The 25,160-nt window shown below is 57.0% G+C and carries 27 protein-coding genes; 22 read left to right on the top strand and 5 right to left on the bottom strand.

What is annotated here, in order from left to right:
* Positions 1 to 103 precede the first annotated feature (103 nt).
* From AABC73_RS24520 to AABC73_RS24505, 4 genes are all read left to right on the top strand, one after another.
* A complete protein-coding gene (locus AABC73_RS24520) occupies positions 104 to 430 on the top strand; it encodes a hypothetical protein (RefSeq protein ID WP_341524324.1) in 327 nt (108 codons plus the stop codon).
* Between the two features lie 169 nt (positions 431 to 599).
* On the top strand, positions 600 to 1,088 hold the full coding sequence (locus tag AABC73_RS24515) for a TIGR00645 family protein (protein WP_065836165.1): 489 nt from the start codon (positions 600 to 602) through the stop codon (positions 1,086 to 1,088).
* Between the two features lie 141 nt (positions 1,089 to 1,229).
* Positions 1,230 to 1,535: a DUF6482 family protein gene (locus AABC73_RS24510; RefSeq protein ID WP_341521318.1), complete on the top strand. Its 306-nt coding sequence runs from the start codon at positions 1,230 to 1,232 to the stop codon at positions 1,533 to 1,535.
* 209 nt (positions 1,536 to 1,744) lie between these two features.
* Complete coding sequence (locus AABC73_RS24505) at positions 1,745 to 2,362, top strand: FKBP-type peptidyl-prolyl cis-trans isomerase (RefSeq protein WP_331153194.1); 618 nt, start codon at positions 1,745 to 1,747, stop codon at positions 2,360 to 2,362.
* Positions 2,363 to 2,451: 89 nt separating this feature from the next.
* Here AABC73_RS24505 and AABC73_RS24500 read toward each other — a convergent pair whose 3' ends face one another.
* Both AABC73_RS24500 and AABC73_RS24495 read right to left on the bottom strand, forming a co-directional pair.
* Complete coding sequence (locus tag AABC73_RS24500; RefSeq protein ID WP_020291026.1) at positions 2,452 to 2,694, bottom strand: hypothetical protein; 243 nt, start codon at positions 2,692 to 2,694, stop codon at positions 2,452 to 2,454.
* Between the two features lie 291 nt (positions 2,695 to 2,985).
* Positions 2,986 to 3,954 carry a polyprenyl synthetase family protein gene (locus AABC73_RS24495; protein ID WP_341521317.1) on the bottom strand — a complete coding sequence of 323 codons (969 nt, stop codon included), beginning with the start codon at positions 3,952 to 3,954 and terminating at the stop codon, positions 2,986 to 2,988.
* A 240-nt stretch (positions 3,955 to 4,194) separates the two neighbouring features.
* Here AABC73_RS24495 and rplU point away from each other — a divergent pair, with 240 nt between their 5' ends.
* The 5 genes from rplU (at position 4,195) to AABC73_RS24470 (ending at position 7,998) form a co-directional block, all read left to right on the top strand.
* Complete coding sequence (gene rplU, locus AABC73_RS24490; protein ID WP_020291028.1) at positions 4,195 to 4,509, top strand: 50S ribosomal protein L21; 315 nt, start codon at positions 4,195 to 4,197, stop codon at positions 4,507 to 4,509.
* 32 nt (positions 4,510 to 4,541) lie between these two features.
* A complete protein-coding gene (gene rpmA / locus AABC73_RS24485) occupies positions 4,542 to 4,817 on the top strand; it encodes a 50S ribosomal protein L27 (RefSeq protein WP_341521316.1) in 276 nt (91 codons plus the stop codon).
* A gap of 235 nt (positions 4,818 to 5,052) precedes the next feature.
* A complete protein-coding gene (gene cgtA, locus AABC73_RS24480; RefSeq protein ID WP_341521315.1) occupies positions 5,053 to 6,276 on the top strand; it encodes an Obg family GTPase CgtA in 1,224 nt (407 codons plus the stop codon).
* A gap of 103 nt (positions 6,277 to 6,379) precedes the next feature.
* Positions 6,380 to 7,498 (top strand): glutamate 5-kinase, encoded by a 1,119-nt coding sequence (proB, locus tag AABC73_RS24475; protein WP_020291031.1) that lies wholly within the window; start codon positions 6,380 to 6,382, stop codon positions 7,496 to 7,498.
* A 29-nt stretch (positions 7,499 to 7,527) separates the two neighbouring features.
* On the top strand, positions 7,528 to 7,998 hold the full coding sequence (locus tag AABC73_RS24470) for a CreA family protein (RefSeq protein ID WP_341521314.1): 471 nt from the start codon (positions 7,528 to 7,530) through the stop codon (positions 7,996 to 7,998).
* A gap of 341 nt (positions 7,999 to 8,339) precedes the next feature.
* Here the strand turns inward: AABC73_RS24470 and AABC73_RS24465 are convergent, their stop codons facing one another.
* Both AABC73_RS24465 and rpsT read right to left on the bottom strand, forming a co-directional pair.
* Complete coding sequence (locus AABC73_RS24465; protein ID WP_341524163.1) at positions 8,340 to 9,398, bottom strand: IS110 family transposase; 1,059 nt, start codon at positions 9,396 to 9,398, stop codon at positions 8,340 to 8,342.
* A gap of 230 nt (positions 9,399 to 9,628) precedes the next feature.
* The gene (gene rpsT / locus AABC73_RS24460; RefSeq protein WP_341521313.1) at positions 9,629 to 9,904 is read right to left on the bottom strand and encodes a 30S ribosomal protein S20; all 276 of its coding nucleotides are present in this window, start codon (positions 9,902 to 9,904) and stop codon (positions 9,629 to 9,631) included.
* Between the two features lie 251 nt (positions 9,905 to 10,155).
* Here rpsT and murJ point away from each other — a divergent pair, with 251 nt between their 5' ends.
* The 6 genes from murJ to ispH all read left to right on the top strand — a co-directional run bounded on the left by murJ (position 10,156) and on the right by ispH (position 17,583).
* On the top strand, positions 10,156 to 11,694 hold the full coding sequence (gene murJ, locus AABC73_RS24455; protein WP_341521312.1) for a murein biosynthesis integral membrane protein MurJ: 1,539 nt from the start codon (positions 10,156 to 10,158) through the stop codon (positions 11,692 to 11,694).
* A 132-nt stretch (positions 11,695 to 11,826) separates the two neighbouring features.
* Positions 11,827 to 12,777: a bifunctional riboflavin kinase/FAD synthetase gene (gene ribF / locus AABC73_RS24450; protein ID WP_341521311.1), complete on the top strand. Its 951-nt coding sequence runs from the start codon at positions 11,827 to 11,829 to the stop codon at positions 12,775 to 12,777.
* A complete protein-coding gene (gene ileS / locus AABC73_RS24445) occupies positions 12,774 to 15,605 on the top strand; it encodes an isoleucine--tRNA ligase (protein ID WP_341521310.1) in 2,832 nt (943 codons plus the stop codon). The genes ribF and ileS overlap by 4 nt, the downstream gene beginning before the upstream one ends.
* Entirely contained in the window at positions 15,598 to 16,104 is a 507-nt protein-coding gene (gene lspA, locus AABC73_RS24440; RefSeq protein WP_065836173.1) for a signal peptidase II, read from the top strand. Before ileS ends, lspA begins: the two co-directional genes overlap by 8 nt.
* Entirely contained in the window at positions 16,097 to 16,564 is a 468-nt protein-coding gene (gene fkpB / locus AABC73_RS24435) for an FKBP-type peptidyl-prolyl cis-trans isomerase (protein ID WP_341521309.1), read from the top strand. Before lspA ends, fkpB begins: the two co-directional genes overlap by 8 nt.
* Positions 16,565 to 16,635: 71 nt before the next feature.
* Positions 16,636 to 17,583, top strand: a complete 948-nt coding sequence (gene ispH / locus AABC73_RS24430; RefSeq protein WP_065836175.1) for a 4-hydroxy-3-methylbut-2-enyl diphosphate reductase — start codon at positions 16,636 to 16,638, stop codon at positions 17,581 to 17,583.
* Positions 17,584 to 17,710: 127 nt separating this feature from the next.
* Here ispH and AABC73_RS24425 read toward each other — a convergent pair whose 3' ends face one another.
* The gene (locus AABC73_RS24425) at positions 17,711 to 18,211 is read right to left on the bottom strand and encodes a GspH/FimT family pseudopilin (RefSeq protein ID WP_341521308.1); all 501 of its coding nucleotides are present in this window, start codon (positions 18,209 to 18,211) and stop codon (positions 17,711 to 17,713) included.
* A 132-nt stretch (positions 18,212 to 18,343) separates the two neighbouring features.
* Between AABC73_RS24425 and AABC73_RS24420 the strand changes: the two genes are divergently transcribed.
* From AABC73_RS24420 to thiO, 7 genes are read left to right on the top strand one after another with little or no spacing between them, the layout of a single operon-like run.
* The gene (locus AABC73_RS24420) at positions 18,344 to 18,814 is read left to right on the top strand and encodes a GspH/FimT family pseudopilin (protein ID WP_341521307.1); all 471 of its coding nucleotides are present in this window, start codon (positions 18,344 to 18,346) and stop codon (positions 18,812 to 18,814) included.
* The gene (gene pilV / locus AABC73_RS24415) at positions 18,811 to 19,254 is read left to right on the top strand and encodes a type IV pilus modification protein PilV (RefSeq protein ID WP_341521306.1); all 444 of its coding nucleotides are present in this window, start codon (positions 18,811 to 18,813) and stop codon (positions 19,252 to 19,254) included. Before AABC73_RS24420 ends, pilV begins: the two co-directional genes overlap by 4 nt.
* A complete protein-coding gene (locus AABC73_RS24410) occupies positions 19,251 to 19,943 on the top strand; it encodes a prepilin-type N-terminal cleavage/methylation domain-containing protein (protein ID WP_341521305.1) in 693 nt (230 codons plus the stop codon). Before pilV ends, AABC73_RS24410 begins: the two co-directional genes overlap by 4 nt.
* Positions 19,944 to 20,471, top strand: coding sequence for a PilX N-terminal domain-containing pilus assembly protein (locus AABC73_RS24405; protein WP_341521304.1), 528 nt, complete (start codon positions 19,944 to 19,946; stop codon positions 20,469 to 20,471).
* Positions 20,455 to 23,577: a PilC/PilY family type IV pilus protein gene (locus AABC73_RS24400; protein ID WP_341521303.1), complete on the top strand. Its 3,123-nt coding sequence runs from the start codon at positions 20,455 to 20,457 to the stop codon at positions 23,575 to 23,577. Before AABC73_RS24405 ends, AABC73_RS24400 begins: the two co-directional genes overlap by 17 nt.
* Before the next feature lie 13 nt (positions 23,578 to 23,590).
* A complete protein-coding gene (locus tag AABC73_RS24395; RefSeq protein WP_341521302.1) occupies positions 23,591 to 24,022 on the top strand; it encodes a type IV pilin protein in 432 nt (143 codons plus the stop codon).
* A 26-nt stretch (positions 24,023 to 24,048) separates the two neighbouring features.
* A complete protein-coding gene (gene thiO / locus AABC73_RS24390; RefSeq protein WP_341521301.1) occupies positions 24,049 to 25,155 on the top strand; it encodes a glycine oxidase ThiO in 1,107 nt (368 codons plus the stop codon).
* The last annotated feature ends 5 nt before the right edge of the window (positions 25,156 to 25,160 follow it).

Below are 25,160 nucleotides of genomic sequence, written 5' to 3'. Positions count from 1 at the left end.
CTTTTCTTCTATCCTGTGTTGTTACCACGGTTGTCAAAGGGACTGACGCGCCGCTTCAGCAGTATCGGGAGGTGAATACCGTATCAACGAGGAGCTCGCCATGTTGCGTAGCCTCTGTCTTACTCGCCAATGCCTGGGTCTGATGACCCGAATCGAATGCGCAATCCGCCCCCTCTCAGGTGACAACGGCATGTGGACGTTGCTGTTTGCCGCAGGAATGTCAGGGAGTCAGCCTTCTGCAATCAAGGTTCAAGGACCGTTCCACGGCTCTCTGGCCGCTGAGTCGGTGATGATGGCCATCGCCGAAAGCCTTGCTCTACAGGGCTATCAGGTGAGCGACGATATACCCATCTGGAGCGTGCATCTGCAAGCTGAACTGCGCCGGCTCAACGGCGATACCACTCAACCCAGAAGAACCTCGCCGTTCTGACGAGGCCATTCGATCTCTTCCTTCAGCGGTGTCTTGCAAGCCATGCTCCAGGCGTGGAATGCAGCAGTGGCATCGTTCGCTACAGTCTTCTGCTCCCGTTTAACTGCGATCTATGAATTCCGGAGCTGCTGGTATACGCGCCGGCACTTCCCACCATCTGTGAGTTTCAATGGAACGTTTTATCGAAAATGCCATGTACGCCTCGCGCTGGCTGCTGGCGCCGCTTTATTTCGGTTTGTCTCTGGGTTTGCTGGCGTTGGTCCTGAAGTTCTTCCAGGAAATCGTCCACGTCCTGCCCAATGTGTTTGCCCTGGCTGAGTCGGACCTGATTCTGGTGCTGCTGTCGTTGATCGACATGGCGCTGGTCGGTGGCCTGCTGGTGATGGTGATGATCTCCGGTTACGAGAACTTCGTCTCGCAGCTGGATATCGATGAGGACAAGGAAAAGCTCAACTGGCTGGGCACCATGGACTCTTCCTCGCTGAAGATGAAAGTGGCCGCGTCCATCGTTGCGATTTCCTCGATCCATCTGTTGCGGGTGTTCATGGATGCCAAGAACATCGAGCCGCAATACCTGATGTGGTACGTGATCATTCACATGACGTTCGTCGTGTCGGCCTTCGCCATGGGTTATCTGGACAAGCTGACCAAGCACTGATCCGGGCTTCCTGCTGCACCACGCCGCCCGGCCATCGCGAGATGGACGGGCGGTGTCGTTGCTGGCGTTTGGATCCGCTATGTTGTTGTACGAGGTTTGTGGTTTTGCATAACAATCGTGCAGCATCCAGAGGGATAGCAAATGAACGCATATGAATTGGCAAGGCATGCCAACGCAGGAAGCATCGACGAACTGAACCTGATCTCCATCGAGGGTGGCATTTACCTGCTGCAAGCGCGATTGCAGGGCACGGTGGGCTACCTGAATGACGACAAGGGCGAAATCATGCATTTGCGCTCTGTCGAGCATGCTCGAGAGTTGCTCAAGGATTTACCGCCGTTACCCTTTCACCTCGTCCACGCCGTGGTCCATGACGAAATGTGTGGCATGCCGATGGACAAGCGCGACCCGTTGCGAGTGCCGATCAGCTTTCATTCGAAGTGGTAAAGGCCTCATCTTCTCGGGGCATTGCTGTTCCGCGTCTGTAGGACCGGCTTCAGCCGGGAGGGCGGGAGCACGGGAGTTCCAGGTGCGAATCGGCTGGGCTCCTCCCGGCTGAAGCCGTCCTGCAGAATCGGGTCGTGCATCTGTGCTAGGCTGCTCGCCCTTTTGGTTCGGGGCGCTTTGTTTGAGCGTTCCCCTTGCGGAGCAGCGATATGTCCGAAGTTAACCTGTCTACCGATGAAACCCGCGTCAGCTACGGCATCGGCCGTCAACTGGGCGACCAGCTGCGTGACAATCCACCACCAGGCGTAAACCTGGATGCAATCCTGGCGGGCCTTACCGATGCATTCGGTGGCAAACCAAGCCGTGTTGGTCAGGAAGAAATGTCCGCCAGCTTCAAGGTTATCCGCGAAATCATGCAGGCCGAAGCGGCTGCCAAGGCTGAACAGGCTGCGGGCGCTGGTCTGGCTTACCTGGCCGAGAACGGCAAGCGTGACGGCGTGACCACTCTGGCTTCCGGTCTGCAATTCGAAGTGCTGACCACCGGTGATGGCGCCAAGCCGTCGCGCGAAGATCAGGTTCGTACGCACTACCACGGCACGCTGATCGACGGCACTGTGTTCGACAGCTCCTACGATCGTGGCGAACCGGCTGAATTCCCGGTTGGCGGCGTTATCCCAGGCTGGACCGAAGCTCTGCAATTGATGAATGCCGGCAGCAAATGGCGTCTGCACGTGCCGAGCGAGCTGGCTTACGGCGCTCAAGGCGTGGGCAGCATCCCGCCGCACAGCGTGCTGGTATTCGACGTCGAGTTGCTTGACGTTCTCTGATCGACTCCAGTCGCATCAGTTGCCTGCTGAACGAATCGTCCTGATTCGTTCAGCGTCAACGTTCGGTCGGGGAGTGCGGTGGCTCATGGTCAGTGCAGCTCTCCGGCCGGGCGCAGCGCTCGCGCATAGCAGAACAGAAACAGATTGCGCACCAGCTCCTTGAGCACGACCGGTTCGCTCGAACTCAGGTCATGTACATCCAGATCGCCCTGATCACGCAATTCATCCAGCGCTTCCTCTTCCAGCACTGCACAGACTTCGCCCGTTTCCCGGTGAAGAATTCTGAGGTAAGGGTGCGGGCGATCCAGCCATGCATCGATCAAATAAGTCATGTGTCTTCTCCTTGGTGAGTGCAATGAGAATAATTCTTATTGATGGAATAGCAAGTCTCTATTGAGAATAGTTCGCATTTTGCGCTGAATGGTTGACGGAGATCAGGAAGTTCAGGTTGTGGAAATCCCGTGGGAGCGAGCTTGCTCGCGAAGAGGCCAATACTGTTGAGGCATCTTCAGATCGTTGAATGCCGCCTTCGCAAGCAAGCTTGCTCCCACAAAATCAGATGCGGTGGCGGTCCCAACAAAAAGCCCGTCACATGGACGGGCTTTTTTAGTCGCTGCAAGCGATCAGTGCGTACGCGCTACCGCAAACTCACTCAACTCCACCAACGCATCGCGGTACTCGCTGGGCGGCAGGGCATCGAGGCAGGAGATGGCGCGGGCGACGTAATCGCGGGCCAGTTGCGCGGTGTAATCCAGCGCGCCGGCTTGCTCGACAGCATCGCGGATGCTTTCCAGGTCTTCCAGGCCGCCTTTCTGAATGGCCTGACGGACCAGGGCTGCCTGTTCCGGCGTGCCTTCGCGCATGGTGTAGATCAGCGGCAAGGTTGGCTTGCCCTCGGCCAGGTCGTCGCCGACGTTCTTGCCCAGGGTTTCCGCGTCGCCGCGATAATCGAGCAGATCGTCAACCAGCTGGAAGGCAACACCCAAATGGTCACCGAACGTGCGCAGGGCTTCGCTCTGTGCTTCGCTCGCATTGCACAAGGCTGCGGCGCTGTGCGTCGAGGCTTCGAACAGCATGGCTGTCTTGCCGCGAATCACTTCCATATAGGTTTCTTCGGTGGTGCTCGCGTCGCGGATCTTCGACAGTTGCAGCACTTCGCCTTCGGCAATCACGCGTGTCGCTTTCGACAGAATCTTCATGACCGGCATCGAGCCAAGCTCAACCATCATTTCGAACGAGCGCGAATAAAGGAAGTCGCCGACCAGAACGCTGGGCGCATTGCCCCACAGTGCATTGGCGGTGGAACGGCCACGGCGCATGCCGGACATGTCCACGACGTCGTCGTGCAGCAAGGTTGCGGTGTGCAGGAATTCGATGGTGGCGGCCAGCAGGCGCAGGTCATCGCCTTCGCGGCCCAGGGCCTTGCCGCAAAGAAGTACCAACAACGGGCGCAGGCGTTTGCCTCCAGCCGAAGTGATGTAGTCACCGATTTTCGAGACCAGCGGTACGCGCGACGTCAGCTGCTTCTTGATAATGACGTCAACGGCACTAAAATCGTCCGCCACCGCGTGGTAGAAGGCTTGAGGTTGCATCAGCGACAGGTGCTCCAGAAGGGATGCGCCGCATGCTAGGTTGCGGGTCCGAAGGTGTCAAGGCATGACGTTTGGGCTCTTGCATCAGTCTTGCGCCTTGCGTACAATCGCGCACCCTAACTTTCCTGGGCAGCACCTGCCTTACGCAATTGCAAACGGGCCGTTCCAGCCCCAAGCAGCCATGCCAGCCAATACTCTACTTATAAAGAGCTGGGTGAGCAGGATTTACGGAGAAATACCATGTCTTATGCAGTAATCGTAACCGGTGGCAAGCAATACAAGGTTGCCCCAGGTGAATACCTGAAGATCGAAAAACTGGAAATCGCCACTGGCGAATCCGTTACTTTTGATCGCGTTCTGTTGGTTGCCAATGGCGACGACGTGAACATCGGCGCTCCAGTTGTTGTTGGTGCCACCGTTGTTGCTGAAGTGATCTCCCAAGGTCGTCACGACAAAATCCGCATCATCAAGTTCCGTCGTCGTAAGCACCACATGAAACGTATGGGCCACCGCCAGTGGTACACCGAGATCAAAATCACCGGTATTCAGGCTTAATTCAGCCTAATCCTCATTTGGAGAATTGACTCATGGCACACAAAAAAGCTGGTGGTAGTACTCGTAACGGTCGCGACTCAGAAGCCAAACGCCTTGGCGTTAAGATGTATGGCGGCCAGGCTATCATTCCGGGCAACATCATCGTGCGTCAGCGCGGCACCCAATTCCACGCTGGCTACGGCGTTGGCATGGGTAAAGATCACACCCTGTTCGCGAAAGTGGAAGGCGTGATCAAGTTCCAGGTTAAAGGCGCCTTCGGTCGTCGCTACGTGAGCATCGTTCCGAAGACTGTAGTCTCCGCAGCGTAATCATGCAGCAGCTGGAAAAGCCCTGTCTCGCGACGGGGCTTTTTCGTTTTTGAAGGTTGTTGGTTGTTGGTTGTAAAAGTTTCTGGTGAGTCTCTTGCAAAACTGTTTGTGCGGGCTGTTGTGATGTTGACCCCTTAAGGTCGCTGGTTTCTGATCGGTATCGCAACGCTCATTTTTGCAAGAGTCTTATGAATTTATGTTGTTCAGCTCGTCCCTGTGGCGGGAGGCGTGCGTTATGAAATTTGTTGATGAAGTATCCATTCGAGTAAAGGCCGGTGACGGCGGCAACGGTTGCATGAGCTTCCGTCGCGAAAAATTCATCGAAAACGGCGGCCCTAACGGCGGCGACGGTGGCGATGGCGGCTCGATCTATATGATCGCCGATGAAAACCTCAACACCCTGGTCGATTACCGTTACACCCGTCACTTCGACGCCGAGCGCGGTTCCAATGGCGGCAGCGCCGATTGCACCGGCAAGAAAGGTGAAGAGCTGGTGCTGCGCGTACCGGTCGGTACAACGGTTATCGATGCAAGCACCCAGGAAATCATCGGCGACCTGACCAAAGCTGGTCAGCGTCTGCTGGTTGCCATGGGCGGCTGGCACGGTCTGGGCAACACCCGTTTCAAATCCAGTACCAACCGTGCGCCACGTCAGACCACGCCGGGCAAGCCTGGTGATCAGCGCGATCTGAAGCTGGAGCTGAAGGTTCTGGCTGACGTCGGTCTGCTTGGTTTGCCGAACGCCGGTAAAAGCACATTCATTCGCTCGGTGTCCGCTGCCAAGCCGAAAGTGGCCGATTACCCGTTCACCACCCTGATCCCTAACCTGGGTGTGGTCAGTGTTGATCGCTGGAAGAGCTTCGTTGTTGCCGATATTCCTGGCCTGATCGAAGGTGCTTCCGATGGCGCGGGCCTGGGGATTCGTTTTCTCAAGCACTTGGCGCGGACTCGTCTGCTGTTGCACCTCGTCGACATGGCGCCGCTGGATGAATCCAGTGCTCCGGATGCCGCCGAAATCATCGTCAACGAGCTGGTCAAGTTCAGCCCGTCCCTGGCTGAGCGCGATCGCTGGTTGGTATTGAACAAGTGCGACCAGATCCTTGAAGAAGAGCACGAAGCCCGGGTCAAGGAAATCGTCGATCGTCTTGAGTGGAGCGGTCCTGTCTACGTGATCTCTGCGATTGCCAAAGAAGGCACCGAGCAGCTGAGCCGCGACATCATGCGTTATCTCGAAGAGCGCAATCTGCGTCTGGTCGAAGAGCCTGGCTATGCTGAAGAGCTGGCCGAGCTGGATCAGCGCATCGAAGATGAAGCGCGTGCCCAGCTGCAAGCGCTGGACGATCAGCGTGCCCTGCGCCGCAGCGGCGTGAAGAGCGTGCATGACATTGGTGAAGACGATTGGGATGAAGATGACGAGGACGATGAAGATGGTCCGGAAATCATTTACGTCCGTGACTGATCGGGTGCAGTAAACTAGACGCCGCTTATTTATAAGCGGCGTTTTTGTATCCGGTTTCTCGAATTTGTATCTACCAAAATTCTCTGGCTAAGGTTGGAAGATGATGCGCAGCAAAGTGACGGGCGCCCAGCGCTGGGTCGTGAAGATCGGCAGTGCCCTGCTTACGGCAGATGGCAAGGGCCTTGATCGTTCGGCGATGGGTGTGTGGGTCGAGCAAATGGTGGCGCTGCATGAGGCGGGCGTTGAGCTGGTATTGGTGTCATCCGGGGCCGTCGCGGCCGGGATGAGTCGTCTGGGCTGGACGGTGCGACCCAGCGCCATGCACGAGTTGCAGGCTGCCGCCGCTATCGGTCAGATGGGTCTGGTACAGGCGTGGGAATCGAGCTTTGCCGAGCATGGCCGGCATACTGCGCAAATCCTCCTGACCCACGACGATCTGTCTGATCGCAAGCGCTATCTGAACGCCCGCAGCACCTTGCGCACGCTGGTCGAGCTGGGTGTCATCCCGGTTATCAACGAAAACGACACGGTCGTGACCGATGAAATTCGTTTCGGCGACAACGACACGCTGGCGGCGCTGGTTGCGAATCTGGTCGAGGCTGACCTGTTGGTGATTCTTACTGATCGCGACGGCATGTTCGACGCTGATCCGCGTAACAATCCCGAAGCTCAGTTGATCTACGAAGCGCGTGCCGATGATCCGGCGCTGGACGCTGTTGCCGGTGGTACGGGCGGCGCGTTGGGTCGTGGCGGTATGCAGACCAAGTTGCGTGCGGCGCGTCTGGCTGCTCGTTCCGGCGCGCACACCGTTATCGTCGGTGGGCGCATCGAGCGGGTGCTGGCGCGGCTCAAGGCCGGTGAGCGCCTCGGTACGCTGCTCTCGCCGGAGCGTGAAATGCTCGCGGCGCGCAAGCAATGGCTGGCGGGGCATCTCCAGACCCGTGGCACGCTGGTGCTCGATGCCGGTGCCGTGAAGGCGCTGAGTACTGATCACAAAAGTTTGCTGCCTGTCGGTGTGAAGTTGGTGCAAGGCAGCTTCCGTCGCGGTGAGATGGTGGTCTGCGTCGCGCCGGATGGCCGCGAGGTTGCGCGGGGCTTGAGTAACTACAGTGCGCTTGAGGCGCAGAAAATTATTGGTCAGTCGTCCGACGCTATTGTGCGCGTGCTTGGCTACATGGCTGAGCCGGAGCTGGTGCACCGGGATAATCTGATTCTGGTTTGATCGGGCTTTTTTGCTGGAAGGAAGAATTGATGCGCGTCATGAAGGGAATAGTGGGGCTGCTGCTGGCGTTTCCGCTGCTGGCATCGGCTGAAGAGATTGGTCAGGTTTCGACCGTGTTCAAGTTTGTTGGGCCGAACGACCGGATTGTGGTCGAGGCATTCGATGATCCCAAGGTCGAGGGCGTGACCTGTTATCTGTCCCGGGCCAAGACTGGCGGAGTGAAGGGTAGTCTCGGGCTGGCTGAAGATCGCGCCGAGGCGTCCATCGCCTGTCGTCAGGTCGGGCCGATCCGCTTCAAGGAAAACCTGAAGGACGGTGATGAGGTGTTCAAGGAGCGCACATCGCTGGTCTTCAAGACCATGCAGGTCGTGCGTTTCCTGGACAAGAAGCGCAACACGCTGGTGTATCTGGTCTATAGCGACCGCATCATCGAAGGCAGCCCGCAGAATGCCGTGACAGCGATTCCGATCCTGCCGTGGGTGCCCGCGCCCGCGCCTTGAAGTGTAGGACCGGCTTTAGCCGGGAGGGGGCAATTGATCCGCAGCAGCTGCGTCGTCAGAGTTCCGGTCTCCCGGCTGAAGCCGGTCCTATGTATGGACTCGCCCACACTTTCAACCTGCTTTTGAACACTGCTACCCGGTTGCATCTATGTATAAGGCCTGTTCGAGGAAGCGTTACGGCTTCTGGCCAACATTGGGTAAGCTCGCGGTATGCCGATTACGTTAAGGCCTCAAAGGGCCAGTAGGACCGTAGGCATCTATCCGCGACGGTCTGACCTGGGGTCAATGTTCTTCAGCAGCGGTTGAGGTGACTCAGCACCCCGGTGGCAGAACTCTGTTGATTAATGATTCATCGTCGCCTCCTGGCAACCTGCAGGCTGACGACGATAGGTCTGATTGTTTTGCAGCAGCACCCAGACGATGCGCAGGTTTCTATTGGCCAACCTTACGGCTGCTCCTTTTTGACCATGCTGACTTAGCCAGCGTCGTAGCCGGCGATCATCGGGATGCTCCGAATCAGGCTTCACCTGCCTTAACACGGCGTGCGCTCCTTGAATCGACAGGCTGCGAATATAGCCATCTCCGCGTCTGCAAATTCCTCCCAATCGGATTTTTTGCCCGCTGCTGTGCTGCTCGGGCACCGTGCCGAAGTAGGCAGCAAACATTCGGGCATTGGCGAAACGCTCAGGCTCAGTCTGTTTGGCCAGCAAGGCCGTGGCGATGATTGGGCCGATGCCGCGCACTGTCATCAGACGCTTTGCTGTCTCATCTTCGCGCGCTGCTGCTTCCAGACGGCCCGTCAGTACATCGATGCGCTCACCCAGATGGCTCCATTCGCCCAGCATTTCATCAATCAGCTCGCGCAACATATCCGGCAATGGCTGGATGGCATCTTCCAATATACGTGGGACATTTCGGCTGAGGGTCACCGCCCCTTGCGCCATGGCAATACCCTGTTCCAGCAACAGCCCGCGTATCTGATTACCCATTGCAGTGCGCCGCCTTACATACCCTTGTCGAGCACGATGCAGAGCCTGCATGGCCAGTTGTGCGGTGCTTTTGACTGGCACTGGCGCAATGTTTACATCTCGTCCTGAACGCAATATCGCCAGCACATCGTTGCGATCATTTTTGGCACCGCTACGATGTTTGGCGACATGTTGCGCCGGTAAAATTCGCGCCTGATTGCCTTGTGCTTGCAACAGCCGCGCCCAAGCCTGCGCGCCAGGGCCGGTCTCCATCAGCACCGTCACGCCTGCCGGCAGTTTTTGTAAAAAGGCCACAAAGGTTTCGCGTGACTTGATCCGCTCTTCGTAAATGACCTGACCAAGGGCATCTTCCCCGGCCACCTGGAACACATTCTTGGCAAGATCTACCGCCACTGTCGAACAAGCCGACACGTCGGCTGAAGACAAGGCGTTACTTTTGGTCGTATGCTTTTTCATGGACTCGCCCTCGCTGTCGTTGGCTTCTTAAGAATGCCACCGTGGCGCTACAGACGCCTCGGCTTGGGCGAGTCCATCCAATTACGGGGCCCATCACGTCCAGCCCCATTGGCTCAGCTGCGCATCTCCAAATCCCACCCAATAAAAAACCGACCCTGAGGTCGGTTTTTTAACAAGCGTGTCGCTTAGGCAGCAGCAAGGTTCAGAGCCTTGATGTGACCATTCAGGCGACCTTTATGGCGAGCAGCCTTGTTCTTGTGGATGATGCCTTTATCGGCCATACGGTCGATGATTGGCACAGCCAGAACATAAGCAGCTTGCGCTTTTTCAGCGTCTTTTGCGTCGATGGCTTTAACTACATTCTTGATGTAGGTACGAACCATGGAACGCAGGCTGGCGTTGTGGCTGCGACGCTTCTCAGCCTGTTTTGCACGTTTTTTGGCGGAAGGTGTGTTGGCCACCGTCGAGCTCCTCGAAAGACTTTTTAGGAAATAGCAAACAAAATAGGCCGCGAATCATGCCGATGAGTTGATGTGTTGTCAAGGGCAGTTGATGTGTTCCGCTGAGTGGTCGCTGTGTTTGACCGGGATATTTATTTCCGGTGCGCGACCTGTAAACTCGCCGACTTTGACTCTGGGCTTTTGCGGCGCGGAGTATCGCATAAATGGACAGGTTAATCGCCCGGTCCTTTAGCCAAGGCAATAATTCCTTAATGAATCTACTCAAATCATTGGCTGCCGTCAGCTCTATCACGATGCTTTCCCGGGTTCTGGGCTTTATTCGGGACACAATCATCGCGCGAACTTTCGGTGCCGGAATGGCAACGGATGCCTTTTTTATCGCATTCAAGCTGCCCAACCTGCTGCGCCGCATCTTCGCCGAGGGGGCTTTCTCCCAGGCTTTCGTACCGATTCTCGCTGAATATAAAAGCCAGCAGGGCGAGGAGGCGACGCGAACCTTCGTCGCTTATGTGACCGGCTTGTTGACCCTGGTGCTGGCGTTGGTGACCTTGCTGGGCATCATTGCCGCCCCTTGGGTGATCTGGGCCACGGCCCCCGGCTTTGCTGACACGCCGGAAAAATTCGCACTGACGTCCGACCTGTTGCGAGTGACTTTTCCTTATATATTGCTGATCTCGCTGTCATCGCTGGCGGGCGCGATCCTCAACACCTGGAATCGCTTCTCGGTGCCGGCCTTCGTGCCAACCCTGCTCAACGTCAGCATGATTTTTTTCGCGCTGTTCCTGACTCCGTACTTCGATCCGCCGGTCATGGCGCTGGGCTGGGCGGTACTGGTCGGCGGTTTGCTGCAGTTGCTCTACCAACTGCCGCACCTGAAAAAGATCGGCATGCTGGTCCTGCCGCGACTGAATTTGCGCGACTCCGGCGTCTGGCGGGTAATGAAGCAGATGCTGCCGGCCATCCTTGGCGTTTCGGTGAGTCAGATTTCTCTGATTATCAATACGATATTTGCCTCGTTCCTTGTGGCCGGATCGGTTTCCTGGATGTACTACGCCGACCGTTTGATGGAATTGCCATCAGGTGTGCTGGGCGTTGCGCTCGGCACGATCTTGCTGCCGATCCTCTCCAAAACCTACGCCAGCAAGGACCGCCATGAGTACTCGCGGATCCTCGACTGGGGTTTGCGCCTGTGCTTCGTACTGGTCCTGCCATGCACGCTGGCCTTGGGTATCCTTGCTGAACCGCTGACCGTTTCTCTGTTTCAATACGGTAAATTCGATGCCCTGGACGCGGCCATGACCCAGCGTGCATTGATCGCTTACTCAGTCGGCCTGCTGGGCATCATTGTCATCAAGGTGCTGGCGCCCGGCTTTTATGCGCAACAAAATATTCGTACCCCGGTGAAAATCGCGATCTTCACCCTCATTGTTACTCAGTTGCTCAACCTCGCGTTCATTGGCCCGCTGCAGCATGCGGGTCTGGCGTTGGCGATCAGCGTCGGCGCCTGCATCAACGCGGGATTGCTGTTCTGGCAGCTGCGCAAGCAGGATTTGTTTCAGCCGCAACCCGGCTGGACCAAGTATTTGTTCAAGCTGGTCTTGGCCGTGGCGGTGATGTCAGGCGTTCTGCTGGGGCTCATGCACTTCATGCCGGCCTGGGATGAGGGGCATATGCTGGAGCGCTTCATTCGCCTGGGTGGCCTGGTGGCTGCGGGGCTGGCGACGTATTTCGTGATGCTTCTGGCGCTGGGTTTTCGTCTGAAAGATTTCGCCCGCAGTGCCGTGATGTAGGAAGGGATTCAAAGGGTAGTCGTCGATTTTTGCCGTTATGGGCGCACGACTGTTGTTTTGCCTTGGCGTGTTGCCTGTCGTCCAAGGCTGTGTGTGGTTATAATCGGCCACTTTATGAGCAAGAAGCGCGTTATGCAGCTGGTTCGAGGCCTTCACAATCTGCTTCCCCGACATCGGGGTTGCGTCGCCACTATCGGCAACTTCGACGGTGTTCACCGAGGCCACCAGGCTATCCTGGCGCGCTTGCGGGATCGTGCTGTCGAGTTGGGCCTGCCCAGCTGTGTGGTGATTTTCGAGCCGCAGCCGCGTGAGTTCTTCGCCCCGGCTACCGCTCCAGCCCGTCTGGCACGCTTGCGCGACAAGCTGGAATTGCTGGCCGCCGAGGGCGTTGATCAGGTCTTGTGCCTGGCTTTCAATCAACGCTTGAGTGAGCTCAGTGCCGCCGAGTTCGTCGAAACGGTGCTGATCCAGGGCCTGGGCGTGCGGCATCTTGAAGTGGGCGACGACTTCCGATTCGGTTGCGACCGGATCGGCGATTTCGATTTTCTGCAACACGTGGGTGCCACCAAGGGCTTTACGGTCGAGGCGGCACAGACCGTCGAGATCGATGGTGTTCGGGTCAGCAGCACCAAGGTGCGTAACGCCTTGGCTGTGGCGGACTTCACCCTTGCCGAGCGCATGCTCGGTCGTCCGTTCCGGATTACCGGAAGAGTGCTGCATGGCCAGAAGCTGGCGCGCCAGTTGGGTACGCCCACGGCCAACGTGCAACTCAAGCGCCGTCGTGTACCGCTGACCGGGGTTTATCTGGTCAGTGCGAGCATCGACGGCAAGACCTGGCCGGGAGTCGCCAATATCGGCGTGCGCCCGACTGTGGCAGGTGATGGCAGTGCCCACCTTGAAGTGAATCTTCTGGATTTTGCCGGTGACCTGTATGGCCGGCGTTTGACGGTGGCTTTCCACCATAAGCTGCGTGATGAGCAGCGTTTCGCCTCACTGGAGGCGCTTAAGACGGCGATCAATGCGGACGTCGCCGCCGCCCGTGCCCATTGGCATGGCCAACCGCTAACGAAGAGCCTTAAATGACCGACTACAAAGCCACGCTAAACCTTCCGGACACCGCCTTCCCAATGAAGGCCGGCCTGCCCCAGCGCGAGCCGCAAACTCTGCAGCGCTGGGACAGCATTGGCCTGTACCAGAAGCTGCGCGAAATTGGCAAGGATCGTCCAAAGTTCGTCCTGCACGACGGCCCTCCTTACGCCAACGGCAATATTCACATCGGTCACGCCGTAAACAAGATTCTCAAGGACATGATCATCCGCTCGAAAACCCTTTCGGGTTTCGACGCGCCTTATGTTCCGGGTTGGGACTGCCATGGCTTGCCGATCGAGCACAAGGTCGAAGTCACCCACGGCAAGAACCTGCCTGCGGACAAGACTCGCGAGTTGTGCCGCGCCTACGCGGCCGAGCAAATCGAAGGCCAGAAAGCCGAGTTCATCCGCCTGGGCGTGCTGGGCGACTGGGACAATCCGTACCGCACCATGGACTTCGCCAACGAAGCCGGAGAAATCCGTGCGCTGGCGGAAATGGTCAAGGGCGGTTTCGTGTTCAAGGGCCTCAAGCCAGTGAACTGGTGTTTCGATTGCGGTTCGGCGCTGGCTGAAGCGGAAGTCGAATATCAGGACAAAAAGTCTTCGACCATCGACGTGGCTTTCCCGATTGCCGATGAAGCCAAACTGGCTGCGGCCTTTGGCCTGCCTTCGTTGAGCAAACCTGCATCCATCGTCATCTGGACCACCACCCCGTGGACCATTCCTGCCAACCAGGCGCTGAACGTTCACCCCGAGTTCGAATACTCGCTGGTCGATGTCGGTGACAAGTTGCTGGTGCTGGCTTCGGAGCTGGTCGAGTCGTGTCTGGCGCGCTACAAGCTGCAAGGCACAGTGATCGCCACCACGACCGGTGCCGAGCTTGAGCTGATCAACTTCCGTCACCCGTTCTATGATCGCCTGTCGCCGGTGTATCTGGCTGACTACGTCGAGTTGGGCGCCGGTACTGGCGTTGTTCACTGTTCGCCCGCTTATGGCGTCGACGACTTCGTGATCAGCAAGAGCTACGGCCTGACCAACGACGACATCATCAGCCCGGTGCAGAGCAACGGCGTGTATGTCGAGTCGCTGGAATTCTTCGGTGGCCAGTTCATCTTCAAGGCCAACCAGAACATCATCGACAAGCTGGCCGAAGTCGGCAGTCTGATGGACACCGAAACCATCACGCACAGCTACATGCACTGCTGGCGCCACAAATCGCCGCTGATCTACCGCGCTACGGCGCAGTGGTTCGTGGGCATGGACAAGCAGCCGGAAACCGGCGAAACCTTGCGCGAGCGTGCCGTCAAAGCCATCGAAGACACCCAGTTCGTACCGGCCTGGGGCCAGGCGCGCCTGCACTCGATGATCGCCAATCGTCCTGACTGGTGCATCTCGCGTCAGCGCAACTGGGGCGTGCCGATCCCGTTCTTCCTGCACAAGGAAAGCGGCGAGCTGCACCCGCGTACCGTCGAGCTGATGGAAGAGGTTGCCCTGCGTGTCGAGCAGGAAGGCATCGAAGCCTGGTTCAAGCTGGATGCCGCCGAGTTGCTCGGTGATGAAGCGTCGAAGTACGACAAGATCTCCGACACCCTGGACGTCTGGTTCGATTCCGGCACCACGCATTGGCATGTCCTGCGCGGTTCGCACCCGATGGGCCACGAGACTGGTCCGCGCGCCGATCTGTACCTGGAAGGCTCGGACCAACACCGTGGCTGGTTCCACTCGTCCTTGCTGACCGGTTGCATGCTGGACGACCACGCTCCGTATCGCGAATTGCTGACCCACGGTTTCGTCGTCGACGAAAACGGTCGCAAGATGTCCAAGTCGTTGAACAACGTGGTTGCGCCGCAGAAGGTCAACGATTCCCTGGGCGCCGACATCATGCGTCTGTGGGTTTCCGCAACTGACTACTCCGGCGAGATGGCGGTGTCCGATCAGATCCTGCAGCGCAGCGCAGACGCCTATCGGCGGATCCGCAACACTGCACGGTTCATGCTCTCGAACCTGACCGGCTTCAACCCGGCGACCGATATCCTGCCCGCCGAAGAAATGCTCGCGCTGGATCGCTGGGCCGTGGATCGCGCTGCGCTGCTGCAACGCGAACTGCAAGAGCACTACGGCGAATACCGTTTCTGGAACGTCTACTCGAAGGTCCACAACTTCTGCGTGCAGGAGCTGGGCGGCTTCTATCTGGACATCATCAAGGACCGTCAGTACACCACGGCGGCCGACAGCACGGCACGGCGCTCATGCCAGACCGCGCTGTTCCACATCTCCGAGGCGCTGGTGCGCTGGATCGCGCCGATCCTGGCGTTCACCGCCGACGAGCTGTGGCAGTACCTGCCGGGCGAGCGTAACGAATCCGTGATGCTCAACACCTGGTACGAAGGCCTGAGCGAAATGCCGGCTGACTTCGAACTGGACCGCGCCTACTGGGAGCGGATCATGGAAGTCAAAGTCGCGGTCAACAAGGAAATGGAAAACCTGCGGGCAGCCAAGGCCATTGGTGGCAACCTGCAAGCTGAAGTGACCTTGTATGCCCAGGATTCGCTGGTTGCGGACCTGGCCAGACTCGGCAACGAACTGCGCTTCGTGCTGATCACATCGACTGCCAGCGTCGCGCCGTTGCTTGATGCGCCTGCCGATGCGGTGGTCACCGAGGTTGCTGGTCTGAAGCTGAAAGTGGTCAAGTCAGGCCATCCGAAGTGCGCCCGTTGCTGGCATCACCGCGCTGACGTTGGCGTAGATCCAGAGCATCCGGAAATCTGCGGTCGTTGCGTCGACAATATCAGCGGTTCGGGTGAGGTTCGTCACTATGCCTAAGGCAGGTTTCGGCCGTCTGGCCTGGCTCTGGCTGAGTGTGCTGGTCCTGGTCATCGACCAGGCCAGCAAGTATTACTTCGAAAACACGCTGAGCCTGTATCAACAGATCATCGTGATTCCGGACTACTTCAGCTGGACCCTGGCCTACAACACGGGCGCGGCATTCAGCTTTCTGGCCGACAGTTCGGGCTGGCAACGCTGGCTGTTCGCCCTGATCGCGGTCGTGGTCAGTGCGGTGCTGGTGGTCTGGCTTAAACGCCTGGGCCGGGATGAAACCTGGCTCGCCGTGGCGCTGGCGCTGGTTTTGGGGGGCGCTCTGGGCAACCTCTATGACCGCATCGCGCTGGGCCATGTGATCGATTTCATCTTTGTACACTGGCGCAACGAATACCGCTTCCCGGCGTTCAATGTTGCCGACAGTGCGATCACCGTCGGTGCAATCATGCTGGCGCTGGATATGTTCAAGAGCAAGAAAACCGGAGAGCCCGTTAATGACTGAACAGTTATTGGCCGACAGCGCCGCGAAAGCGCAACGCATCGGTCAGAACACCGAAGTCACCCTGCATTTTGCCTTGCGTCTGGAAAACGGCGATACGGTAGACAGCACCTTTGACAAGGCCCCGGCCACGTTCAAGGTCGGTGATGGCAACCTGTTGCCCGGCTTTGAAGCCGCGTTGTTCGGCTTCAAGGCTGGCGACAAGCGCACCGTGCAGGTCCTGCCGGAAAACGCCTTTGGTCAGCCAAACCCGCAAAACGTCCAGATCATCCCGCGTTCGCAGTTCAAGGACATGGATTTGTCTGAAGGCCTGCTGGTGATCTTCAACGATGCGGCCAATACTGAGCTGCCGGGCGTGGTGAAGGTATTCGATGATGAGCAAGTGACCATCGACTTCAACCACCCGTTGGCGGGCAAGACCCTGAACTTCGAAGTCGAGATTTTCGAGGTCAAGGCGCTCTGAGGCCTGACGCTGGGTTAGAAAGTCAGCCCGACTCCGGTCGGGCTGTTCCGCACGTAGACACGAGGCACGCTATGCAAATCAAACTCGCCAACCCCCGCGGCTTCTGCGCTGGAGTGGACCGTGCGATCGAAATCGTCAATCGTGCCCTGGAAGTGTTTGGTCCGCCGATCTATGTGCGCCATGAAGTGGTTCATAACAAATTTGTCGTCGAAGACCTGCGCGCACGTGGTGCGATCTTCGTCGAAGAGCTGGATCAGGTGCCGGATGACGTCATCGTGATTTTCAGCGCCCACGGTGTTTCTCAGGCAGTTCGCACTGAAGCCGCCGGGCGTGGCTTGAAAGTATTCGACGCGACGTGCCCGCTGGTGACCAAGGTGCACATCGAAGTGGCGCGTTACAGCCGCGACGGTCGTGAGTGCATCCTCATCGGCCACCAGGGCCATCCCGAAGTCGAAGGCACCATGGGTCAATACGACGCCAGCAATGGCGGCGCGATCTATCTGGTGGAAGACGAACAGGACGTCGCCAACCTGCAAGTGCGCAACCCTGAATCCCTGGCGTTCGTGACTCAGACGACCTTGTCCATGGACGACACTAGCCGGGTCATCGACGCATTGCGCAGCCGTTTCCCGGCCATCGGCGGGCCACGCAAGGACGATATCTGCTATGCCACGCAAAACCGCCAGGATGCGGTCAAGTTGCTGGCTGACGAATGCGATGTGGTGTTGGTGGTCGGCAGCCCGAACAGCTCCAACTCCAACCGTTTGCGCGAACTCGCCGAACGCATGGCGACCCCGGCCTACCTGATCGACGGCGCCGAAGACATGCAGCGCAGCTGGTTCGACGGTGTCGAGCGCATCGGCATTACCGCTGGCGCTTCAGCCCCCGAAGTTCTGGTGCGCGGCGTAATCCAGCAGCTCCACGCCTGGGGCGCCACCGGCGCAGACGAGCTGGCCGGCCGCGCCGAGAACGTCATCTTCTCGATGCCCAAGGAATTGCGGGTCAAATCGTTGTTGTGATGCGAGAGTGATTTATTTTGTTGGAGCGAGGCTTGCCCGCGAAGAACGATAACGCGGTAGGTCTGTTCTACCGCGCCGCCTGATTCGCGGGCAAGCCTCGCTCCAACAGCGCCCGAGCCCATTTGCGTTACCCACATAACGCCTCAGGCTTCTCCTCATTCTTGATTGTGACCCGGCCCGTCAACGCCAATACAACCTGATAACGACTCACGGGTTTCTCTTTCAGGCAAACAGACAACGTTCCGTTGAACAATCCATTGAGTGCGCCCAGGCCATTGAAACTGATACGGCTCGCCAGGTGTGTATTTCCAACAACCCTGACTTTCCCACTGGCCGCTCGCTCCACAAGCACCGGATCGTCGTCGTCAGGCCCCTTGCCATCCTTATCCGCAATGATTCGCCAGCCATTGCTCCAGTCAGCGTCGATGCTGTGGATGGTGACGACCTGATTACGCAGGATCGCTTCGGTGCGGGCCGTGCGTATGCCGCTGGCCAACTGCTGCGCCGCGTCCTGCCGCCGCTGCGCATCGACCATTTCCCCAAGCGCCGGTAACGCCACGAGCGAAATCACCGCCAGCAGCACCAGCGTCACCATCAACTCGACAAGCGTGAAACCTGCCTGCTTCATGAGCATTCCTCCCTGAAAATACTTCACCTGAACGCCATCCGGGCATTCGTCCTGACTAAACAACCGTATATCCTTCAGTCAACTTCAGGACGCAGCCGCTGCCCTATAGTTGTAACGTCTAGGAGACACTCAATGAGCCACCGCGCCAAGGGCTTCAGCCTGATCGAATTGTTAGTCACTGTGTCCTTGGTGGGTATTCTGGCGGCGATTGCGATTCCCAGTTTTACCAGTGTCATCCAGAACTCAAAAGCGGATGCCGAAGTGACTACGTTGCAGCGGGCGCTCAACTTTGCTCGGCTGGAGGCGATAAACCGTGGTGTAAGCACGCAGGTGTTGCCGGTGGCGGGGGCTGCCTGGAACACCGATCTGATGGTGGTGCTGTCTGCTTCTCCAACTGCGGCGACTGCTTTACGTCGAACCGCTGCGATGACCAGCGGGGCGCTGGTCAATACGGGAGGGGTTTCAGTAATCGAATTCAACAATCTGGGGGCGCTCAATGGGTTTGCAGCACCCGTAGTAATGACCTACACATCGGGCACCATTACCAGAACGATAAATGTTTGCCTGAATGGACGAATAGTTTTAGGCGGAAGCTGCATATGAAGAAAGGCAGTAGCAGTACGCAAACAGGGATGACGCTGATTGAAGTGCTGGTGTCAGTGCTGATCCTGGCCATCGGCATGCTGGGCGCAGCGGCGATTCAGCTCAATGCGCTCAAATACACCGACAGTTCGCGAATCGGCACTCAGGCGAGTTTTGTTGCCTACGACATGATGGACCGGATCAGGGCGAATCCAAGCGCTGATTACCGACTCGCTTCCCTCGCAGCTGCTCCGACTGCTGGAAACCTTGCAGTGCCAAGGACGCAGGACCTTTTCGATTTTGGAACCAACGTTACTAATCTGGGCGGGGTCGGCGCCAACGCAACAATTGGAGTGTTGCAAAGGGTGGTGACTATCACTATTACCTGGAATGACTCGCGGGCTGCCAATGCTGCCAATACGCTGCAAGTGTTCACACTGACCAGTCAGGTTGGCCCATGAAAAATCGGTCGGCAGGGTTCGGACTGATTGAAATCATGATATCCCTGGTTTTGGGGTTGGTGATTCTCTTGGGCGTGACGCAGATTTTTGTGAGCGCGAAGACTACCTATGTCAGTCAAAATGCATCTTCAATCATGCAGGAAGATGCGCGATTTGTACTGAGTAAAATGGTCCAGGAAATTCGCATGGTTGGAATGTTCGGCTGCCTGCAAACGGTGCTCGACTCCAGCATAAACAGTGATTTCAGAGCCGCTCAGACCACACCGATCAGTTGGGACAGCGCCACCGGTACATTGACGTTAATTAGCGCTGCCAGTAGCACCACGGGCACGGTGCCAAATTGGACAATACGTTCTGACTGCAAGTCATCCGCGACCGCTTACTCGGGCGTCAGTACTCCCACAAGTGGTCAGTTGGCATTTCCGATCAGAAGGCTGGTGTACAGATTCGCAAATGCTCAAATCACCTTGGGCAATCAGCCTTTGGTTAGCAACGTGACCGCATTTAACCTGCTATTTGGCCTGGCCAATAATGCTTCTGACAATGCGGTTACCAGTTACTCCGCTAATCCCCCCGACCCAGCGCTTATACGAAGCGTGAACATTGCGCTCACGCTCAGTGATCCGGCTGGCAAGGTCAGTGCGCAGCGGTTCAGCGTCGTGGCAGCTCTACGGAACAGGCTTAAATAGATGCCGACTATTGATAAACGTGGCTTTTGTTGTCAGGGCCCGTGCAGTGTTTCTCAGCGAGGCATGGTGCTGGTAGTCAGCCTGATCTTCCTGCTGCTATTGACACTGGTCGGCATTTCATCCATGCAAAACGCAACGCTTCAGGAAAAAATGTCCGGCAGTGTGCAGTTGCGTAATCAGTCTTTTCAGTTTGCAGAAGCGGCCCTTCGCGTAGCCGAGGTTGAGGTACAGAGGCCCGCTTACACCATCTCTGCATGCGCCAGTGTAATCAAGTGCGCGCCACCCACAGAGGCCGCTACGGTCGCCGCCGCTGGTTTGAATGTGACTTCCGGAGTGACATGGGTTGCTACCGCAGGGGGACTTTATGGTGTTCAGAAGATCGGGACAACGAAGGATCCGGTCAATGCAAGTTTTGGGTTGGATGAAAGTCTTCCATGGACACTTTATAGAATAACCGGTGTAGGTTTGGTCGGTTCCCAGGGTGGTTCGCGTACAGTGGTGGAGAGTATTTATGCCAGGCTTTATTAAATCCCCCGGCTCATTGCTGATCTGGTTGTCGAAACTCTTCGCAGGAGCCTTGTTGGGATTTGGTACTGCCTCATCCGCTTACGCCTTTACTCCCTCGGACTCCCCGTTACTGACTGCCGGGTCGGTCACGCCAAATGTGATGCTCCTCGTTGATGACTCAGGGAGTATGAATAATATTATCTGGGCGACGGGCTATAATCCTGCAGTCGTGCAGACGCAGGTTTATGCCTGTAATTCTGACAGTGGTTGCGGATCTGTTAGCGCGCTGGACATGGATAATACCAATCTTTTTATTAGTAGTTTGAAGCGAGGAGGGTGTTCGACCGGGTATCTCGGGTTCTACAAATACACTCCGGCAGGTGTCGTTTGTTTGAAGCTGCCAGACCCGGTGGGTAGCGGTAATACTCGCTATACCGTCAATTATATCGGCTACTTGTTAGCGTCGACGACCTTGTCTAAAAAAGACTACACGATCGACACATCGGTCCCGAATGACTACCGCATCAATGTTGCCCGTACGGTTTCTACGGCGCTGGTTACCAGTAACCGTAATCTTCGAATTGGTCTGGCGACATTCAACCCTCCAACATCAAACAATTCCGGGCCGGGCGGCAATATTGCCAGATCGATTTCCGATTTATCTGTGACAACCAATACCCCCCAAACCAGTGCTGATAAAAACTACACGGATCTTATTGCCGCCATCAATAATCTTGGGGCCATTGCGAACACCCCATTGGCAGAGACTTACTATGAGGTTACCCGATATTTTCGAGGAATATCTCCCTACTACAACTCCACGCCGACCACCTATACCAGTCCCATCCAATATCGTTGTCAGAAAAATTACAGCGTGGTCATTACCGACGGCTTGCCAACTTATGACCGAACGTTTCCGAGCAATGATCCGTTGGGTGGTTCTCGATTGCCCAATTGGGACGGCAACAGCGCTGATGACGGCGACAACCTTAACGGCGACGGAGAAGGCGATACGCTCTATCTCGATGACATTGCCAAATTCGCATACGACATAGATCTACGTTCTGGCGGCACTGATGCTGCCGGCAAAAGCTGGGACGCCGCCGATTTTACCAAACAGAATCTGTTTACCTACACGGTAGGCTTCACCGCCGCGAACGCAATGCTGTCAAAAGCCGCCAGTTACGGGAACGGGATTTATTACCAGGCGACTGACAGCGCTGGCTTGAATGCCGCGTTATCGGCGGCGCTTAATGACATCACCTCAAGAGCGGGTACGGGCGGCGGCGGGGCGTCAAACTCTTCTATTTTGTCGAGCAGCAGCGCGTACTATCAAACCCAGTATGATCCAACAGATTGGCGCGGCACCATTAAGTCTCTGGCTTTTAACGCAAATGGTACCGTAAATAAAACAACGCCTAACTGGTCGACAGATGACACCATCGTGCCGGGTGCGACGGCGACTTATCAATCGTGGAATACCGCGACCAATGTTGCTGTGGCTCTGAGTTACCCTAATTTTTCGTCGGCGCAGCAGGCCACGCTTAATTTGAATTTGCCGACGCTTATCACGGGTGCGGACTTGGTTGAATGGAGTAAAGGCACTAATAAGGCCGGTTTGAAAGTGCGAACTGCTTTACTGGGGGATATCATAAATTCCCCGCTGGCTTTTGCTTCTCCCTCCGCCAAAACAGCGTCCGATCCCGCTGCAGATAACAGTTATACGGCGTATCTTGATACCAAAATAGCGAGCATGTCCGCCAACCTGGTCGTGAACGCCAACGACGGGTTTGTGAATGTCATCAACCCCGTTAATGGTGTTAGACGTTATGCGTTCATGCCTTCCACGGTACTGCCGAACCTGCGTTATATCGCCAGCACCAGCTACATCAATGGGGTATCGCACAAGTTTCTTGTGGATGGGCAGGTAGCAGTTGTCGATGCTCGGGTTGGTACAGCGTGGAAGACTTTGGCCTTGGGCGGTGTGGGGGCCGGTGGAAAGGGCTTCTATGCGTTGCAACTGTTCGATGCTTCGGGAAGCAACTCCATAAGCGCGTTGTGGAATATCACGAATTCGACCACCGGCTACACCAACATGGGCTATGCCTATGCCAAACCGGAGGTCGCGCAGCTGCCTGACGGGCGTTGGGCTGCATTCATTTCCAACGGCTATGGCAGCACGTCCGGCGCCGCATCCCTGTTTGTGGTGAACATCGCCGACGGCTCATTGATCAAGGAAATCGTGGTCGACTCCACAGGCAACAACGGGCTGTCATCAGTGAGGTTGCGCGTTAATGCTCAGAGCGTTATCCAGTACGCTTATGGCGGCGATTTGAAAGGGCAGATGTGGAAATTCGATTTCACTAGTACCAACGTTGCAAGCTGGACGATCGGGTTTGGCGGCTCTCCACTGTTTACGGCTCCTCGCGGTGTTAACCAGCCGATTACTGCGCAGCCGGTAGTTGGTAACCACCCGAGTGGCGGCAAAATGGTTTATTTCGGAACCGGCAAGCTAAATGAGGTTGCGGATAAAACCAGTACCGCGCTACAGACTTTCTACGCGGTCCGGGATACCGACTCCACGACAGCCAACTATCACGAGAGCGATCTTCAAGCCCAATCCATTACGGGGGCGTTCGCGGGTTCGTCCGCCCAGTACTTCACGACAAGCGAGACAGATGTCAGTTACTCGAGCAAAAAAGGGTATTTCTTGCCGTTGATCTACAACAACGTGGCTACTGGAGAGCGGGTCATCTATCCCGCCCAGCTTACGTATGGCCGGGTATTGTTCACTACCGCTTCGGTTGATACTACTGACCCTTGCTCCAGCGCGGGCTCAGGTCGACTGGTGGACATTGATGCAATCAACGGCAAGATGTTGAATTACGCAGTGCTCGATACCAATGGCGACGGTGCGATAAATGCCAGTGACGCTAAATCAAGCGGTTTCACTATCAGTGATGGCGTGCCGTTCTTGGCGGCTGCGTTGAGTACCGGTTCTGATGGCAATCAGTTGCTGGTCCTTGGTGGAAGCACTGGTACGGGTTCGGGCGGCTCAGGCACCAATCCGAACCTTGAGTTAGGTGGTACGAGTAACAGGAGAATCATGTGGCGACAAATTCAGTAGGGAAGGCAGTTTTATGCGAAAGATAGCCAAAGGCTTTACCTTGATCGAGCTCATGATCGTCGTGGCGATTGTCGGTATTCTGGCGGCAGTTGCTTACCCCAGTTACACGGAGTACGTGCGGCGTACCCATCGGGCTGAGATAGCCAGCTTGTTGTCGGAGCAGGCTCAGGCCCTTGAGCGTTTTTATTCGCGAACCGGTCAGTACACAGATGTTGCCGCGGCTGGGGGTAATCCCGCTATGACGCTGACCATTCCGGCCGGTAATGGGTTTTACACAATTGTTCCGGGGCGGGCTGCCCAATCGTTTGCCATGACCGCAACCCCAGTCGCAACCTCAGTAATGAGGAACGACAAATGCGGCGTGTTTACCCTTAATCAGTTAGGAGTCACTGGCAATACCGGCCTTGCCAACGGCACAACCAGCAAAGACTGCTGGAGCCGCTGACTTCTACTTTTGACATAGAGAACAAGATGTCCAAGCAACACGTTGTGATTGTCGGCGGCGGGGTCATTGGGTTGTTGACGGCGCTCAACCTCGCTGCCGAGGTGGAAAGTGTCGTTCTGCTGGATCGTTCCAATGTCGGCCAGGAGTCTTCATGGGCCGGTGGCGGGATTGTTTCGCCGCTTTATCCGTGGCGCTACAGCCCTGCGGTGACGGCGCTGGCGCATTGGTCGCAGGATTTCTATCCGCAGTTGGCCGAGCGATTGTTTGTGCGGACCGGTATAGATCCTGAGGTGCATACCACGGGGTTGTACTGGCTGGATCTGGATGACGAGCAGCAGGCGCTGGATTGGGCTGCGCAAAACAATCGCCCGTTGAGCGCCGTTGAAGTCTCTGCTGTGCATGACGCTGTGCCTGTGCTCGGCGAAGGCTATTCGAGCGCGATTTACATGGCCAACGTCGCCAACGTGCGTAATCCGCGGCTGGTGAAGTCGCTGACGGCGGCCTTGCTGGCGCTGCCGAATGTCACCATTCGTGAGCAGTGTCAGGTCAGTGGCTTTGTTCGGGATGGTGATCGAATTCTGGGCGTGAGTACCGCGTCTGGCGATATTCTTGCCGATCAGGTCGTTCTGGCTGCCGGTGCCTGGAGTGGTGAGTTGCTCAAGACACTTGGCCTGGATTTGCCGGTAGAGCCGGTCAAAGGCCAGATGATCCTCTACAAGTGCGCAGCGGATTTCCTGTCGAGCATGGTGCTGGCCAAAGGGCGCTACGCGATCCCGCGTCGTGACGGGCATATTCTGGTGGGCAGCACGCTGGAGCACGAAGGCTTCGACAAGACGCCCACCGATGCCGCGCTGGAAAGTCTCAAGGCTTCGGCCATCGAACTGATCCCGGCGCTGGCCGATGCGCAGGTCGTGGGCCATTGGGCCGGATTGCGTCCCGGCTCGCCCGAGGGCATTCCGTATATCGGCCCGATGACCGGGTTTGACGGGCTGTGGCTAAACTGCGGTCATTACCGCAATGGACTGGTTCTGGCACCCGCGTCGTGTCAGCTGTTGGCCGATTTGTTGCTGGGACACGAACCGGTGATCGATGCCGCGCCCTATGCGCCGCAGGGCAGGGTTGTCGGTAATTAAGACCT

Origin of the sequence: Pseudomonas sp. G.S.17, from assembly GCF_038096165.1 — a bacterium.
Taxonomy (GTDB): Bacteria; Pseudomonadota; Gammaproteobacteria; order Pseudomonadales; family Pseudomonadaceae; genus Aquipseudomonas.
This window is presented reverse-complemented; position numbering and strand designations above follow the sequence as displayed.

Excerpts from the sequence above, each read along its gene's own strand:
- AABC73_RS24515 (WP_065836165.1), top strand. The coding sequence starts at position 600 with ATGGAACGTTTTATCGAAAATGCCATGTACGCCTCGCGCTGGCTGCTG.
- AABC73_RS24510 (WP_341521318.1), top strand. The coding sequence starts at position 1,230 with ATGAACGCATATGAATTGGCAAGGCATGCCAACGCAGGAAGCATCGAC.
- AABC73_RS24505 (WP_331153194.1), top strand. The coding sequence starts at position 1,745 with ATGTCCGAAGTTAACCTGTCTACCGATGAAACCCGCGTCAGCTACGGC.
- AABC73_RS24500 (WP_020291026.1), bottom strand. The coding sequence starts at position 2,694 with ATGACTTATTTGATCGATGCATGGCTGGATCGCCCGCACCCTTACCTC.
- AABC73_RS24495 (WP_341521317.1), bottom strand. The coding sequence starts at position 3,954 with ATGCAACCTCAAGCCTTCTACCACGCGGTGGCGGACGATTTTAGTGCC.
- rplU (WP_020291028.1), top strand. The coding sequence starts at position 4,195 with ATGTCTTATGCAGTAATCGTAACCGGTGGCAAGCAATACAAGGTTGCC.
- rpmA (WP_341521316.1), top strand. The coding sequence starts at position 4,542 with ATGGCACACAAAAAAGCTGGTGGTAGTACTCGTAACGGTCGCGACTCA.
- cgtA (WP_341521315.1), top strand. The coding sequence starts at position 5,053 with ATGAAATTTGTTGATGAAGTATCCATTCGAGTAAAGGCCGGTGACGGC.
- proB (WP_020291031.1), top strand. The coding sequence starts at position 6,380 with ATGCGCAGCAAAGTGACGGGCGCCCAGCGCTGGGTCGTGAAGATCGGC.
- AABC73_RS24470 (WP_341521314.1), top strand. The coding sequence starts at position 7,528 with ATGCGCGTCATGAAGGGAATAGTGGGGCTGCTGCTGGCGTTTCCGCTG.
- murJ (WP_341521312.1), top strand. The coding sequence starts at position 10,156 with ATGAATCTACTCAAATCATTGGCTGCCGTCAGCTCTATCACGATGCTT.
- ribF (WP_341521311.1), top strand. The coding sequence starts at position 11,827 with ATGCAGCTGGTTCGAGGCCTTCACAATCTGCTTCCCCGACATCGGGGT.
- ileS (WP_341521310.1), top strand. The coding sequence starts at position 12,774 with ATGACCGACTACAAAGCCACGCTAAACCTTCCGGACACCGCCTTCCCA.
- lspA (WP_065836173.1), top strand. The coding sequence starts at position 15,598 with ATGCCTAAGGCAGGTTTCGGCCGTCTGGCCTGGCTCTGGCTGAGTGTG.
- fkpB (WP_341521309.1), top strand. The coding sequence starts at position 16,097 with ATGACTGAACAGTTATTGGCCGACAGCGCCGCGAAAGCGCAACGCATC.
- ispH (WP_065836175.1), top strand. The coding sequence starts at position 16,636 with ATGCAAATCAAACTCGCCAACCCCCGCGGCTTCTGCGCTGGAGTGGAC.
- AABC73_RS24425 (WP_341521308.1), bottom strand. The coding sequence starts at position 18,211 with ATGAAGCAGGCAGGTTTCACGCTTGTCGAGTTGATGGTGACGCTGGTG.
- AABC73_RS24420 (WP_341521307.1), top strand. The coding sequence starts at position 18,344 with ATGAGCCACCGCGCCAAGGGCTTCAGCCTGATCGAATTGTTAGTCACT.
- pilV (WP_341521306.1), top strand. The coding sequence starts at position 18,811 with ATGAAGAAAGGCAGTAGCAGTACGCAAACAGGGATGACGCTGATTGAA.
- AABC73_RS24410 (WP_341521305.1), top strand. The coding sequence starts at position 19,251 with ATGAAAAATCGGTCGGCAGGGTTCGGACTGATTGAAATCATGATATCC.
- AABC73_RS24405 (WP_341521304.1), top strand. The coding sequence starts at position 19,944 with ATGCCGACTATTGATAAACGTGGCTTTTGTTGTCAGGGCCCGTGCAGT.
- AABC73_RS24400 (WP_341521303.1), top strand. The coding sequence starts at position 20,455 with ATGCCAGGCTTTATTAAATCCCCCGGCTCATTGCTGATCTGGTTGTCG.
- AABC73_RS24395 (WP_341521302.1), top strand. The coding sequence starts at position 23,591 with ATGCGAAAGATAGCCAAAGGCTTTACCTTGATCGAGCTCATGATCGTC.
- thiO (WP_341521301.1), top strand. The coding sequence starts at position 24,049 with ATGTCCAAGCAACACGTTGTGATTGTCGGCGGCGGGGTCATTGGGTTG.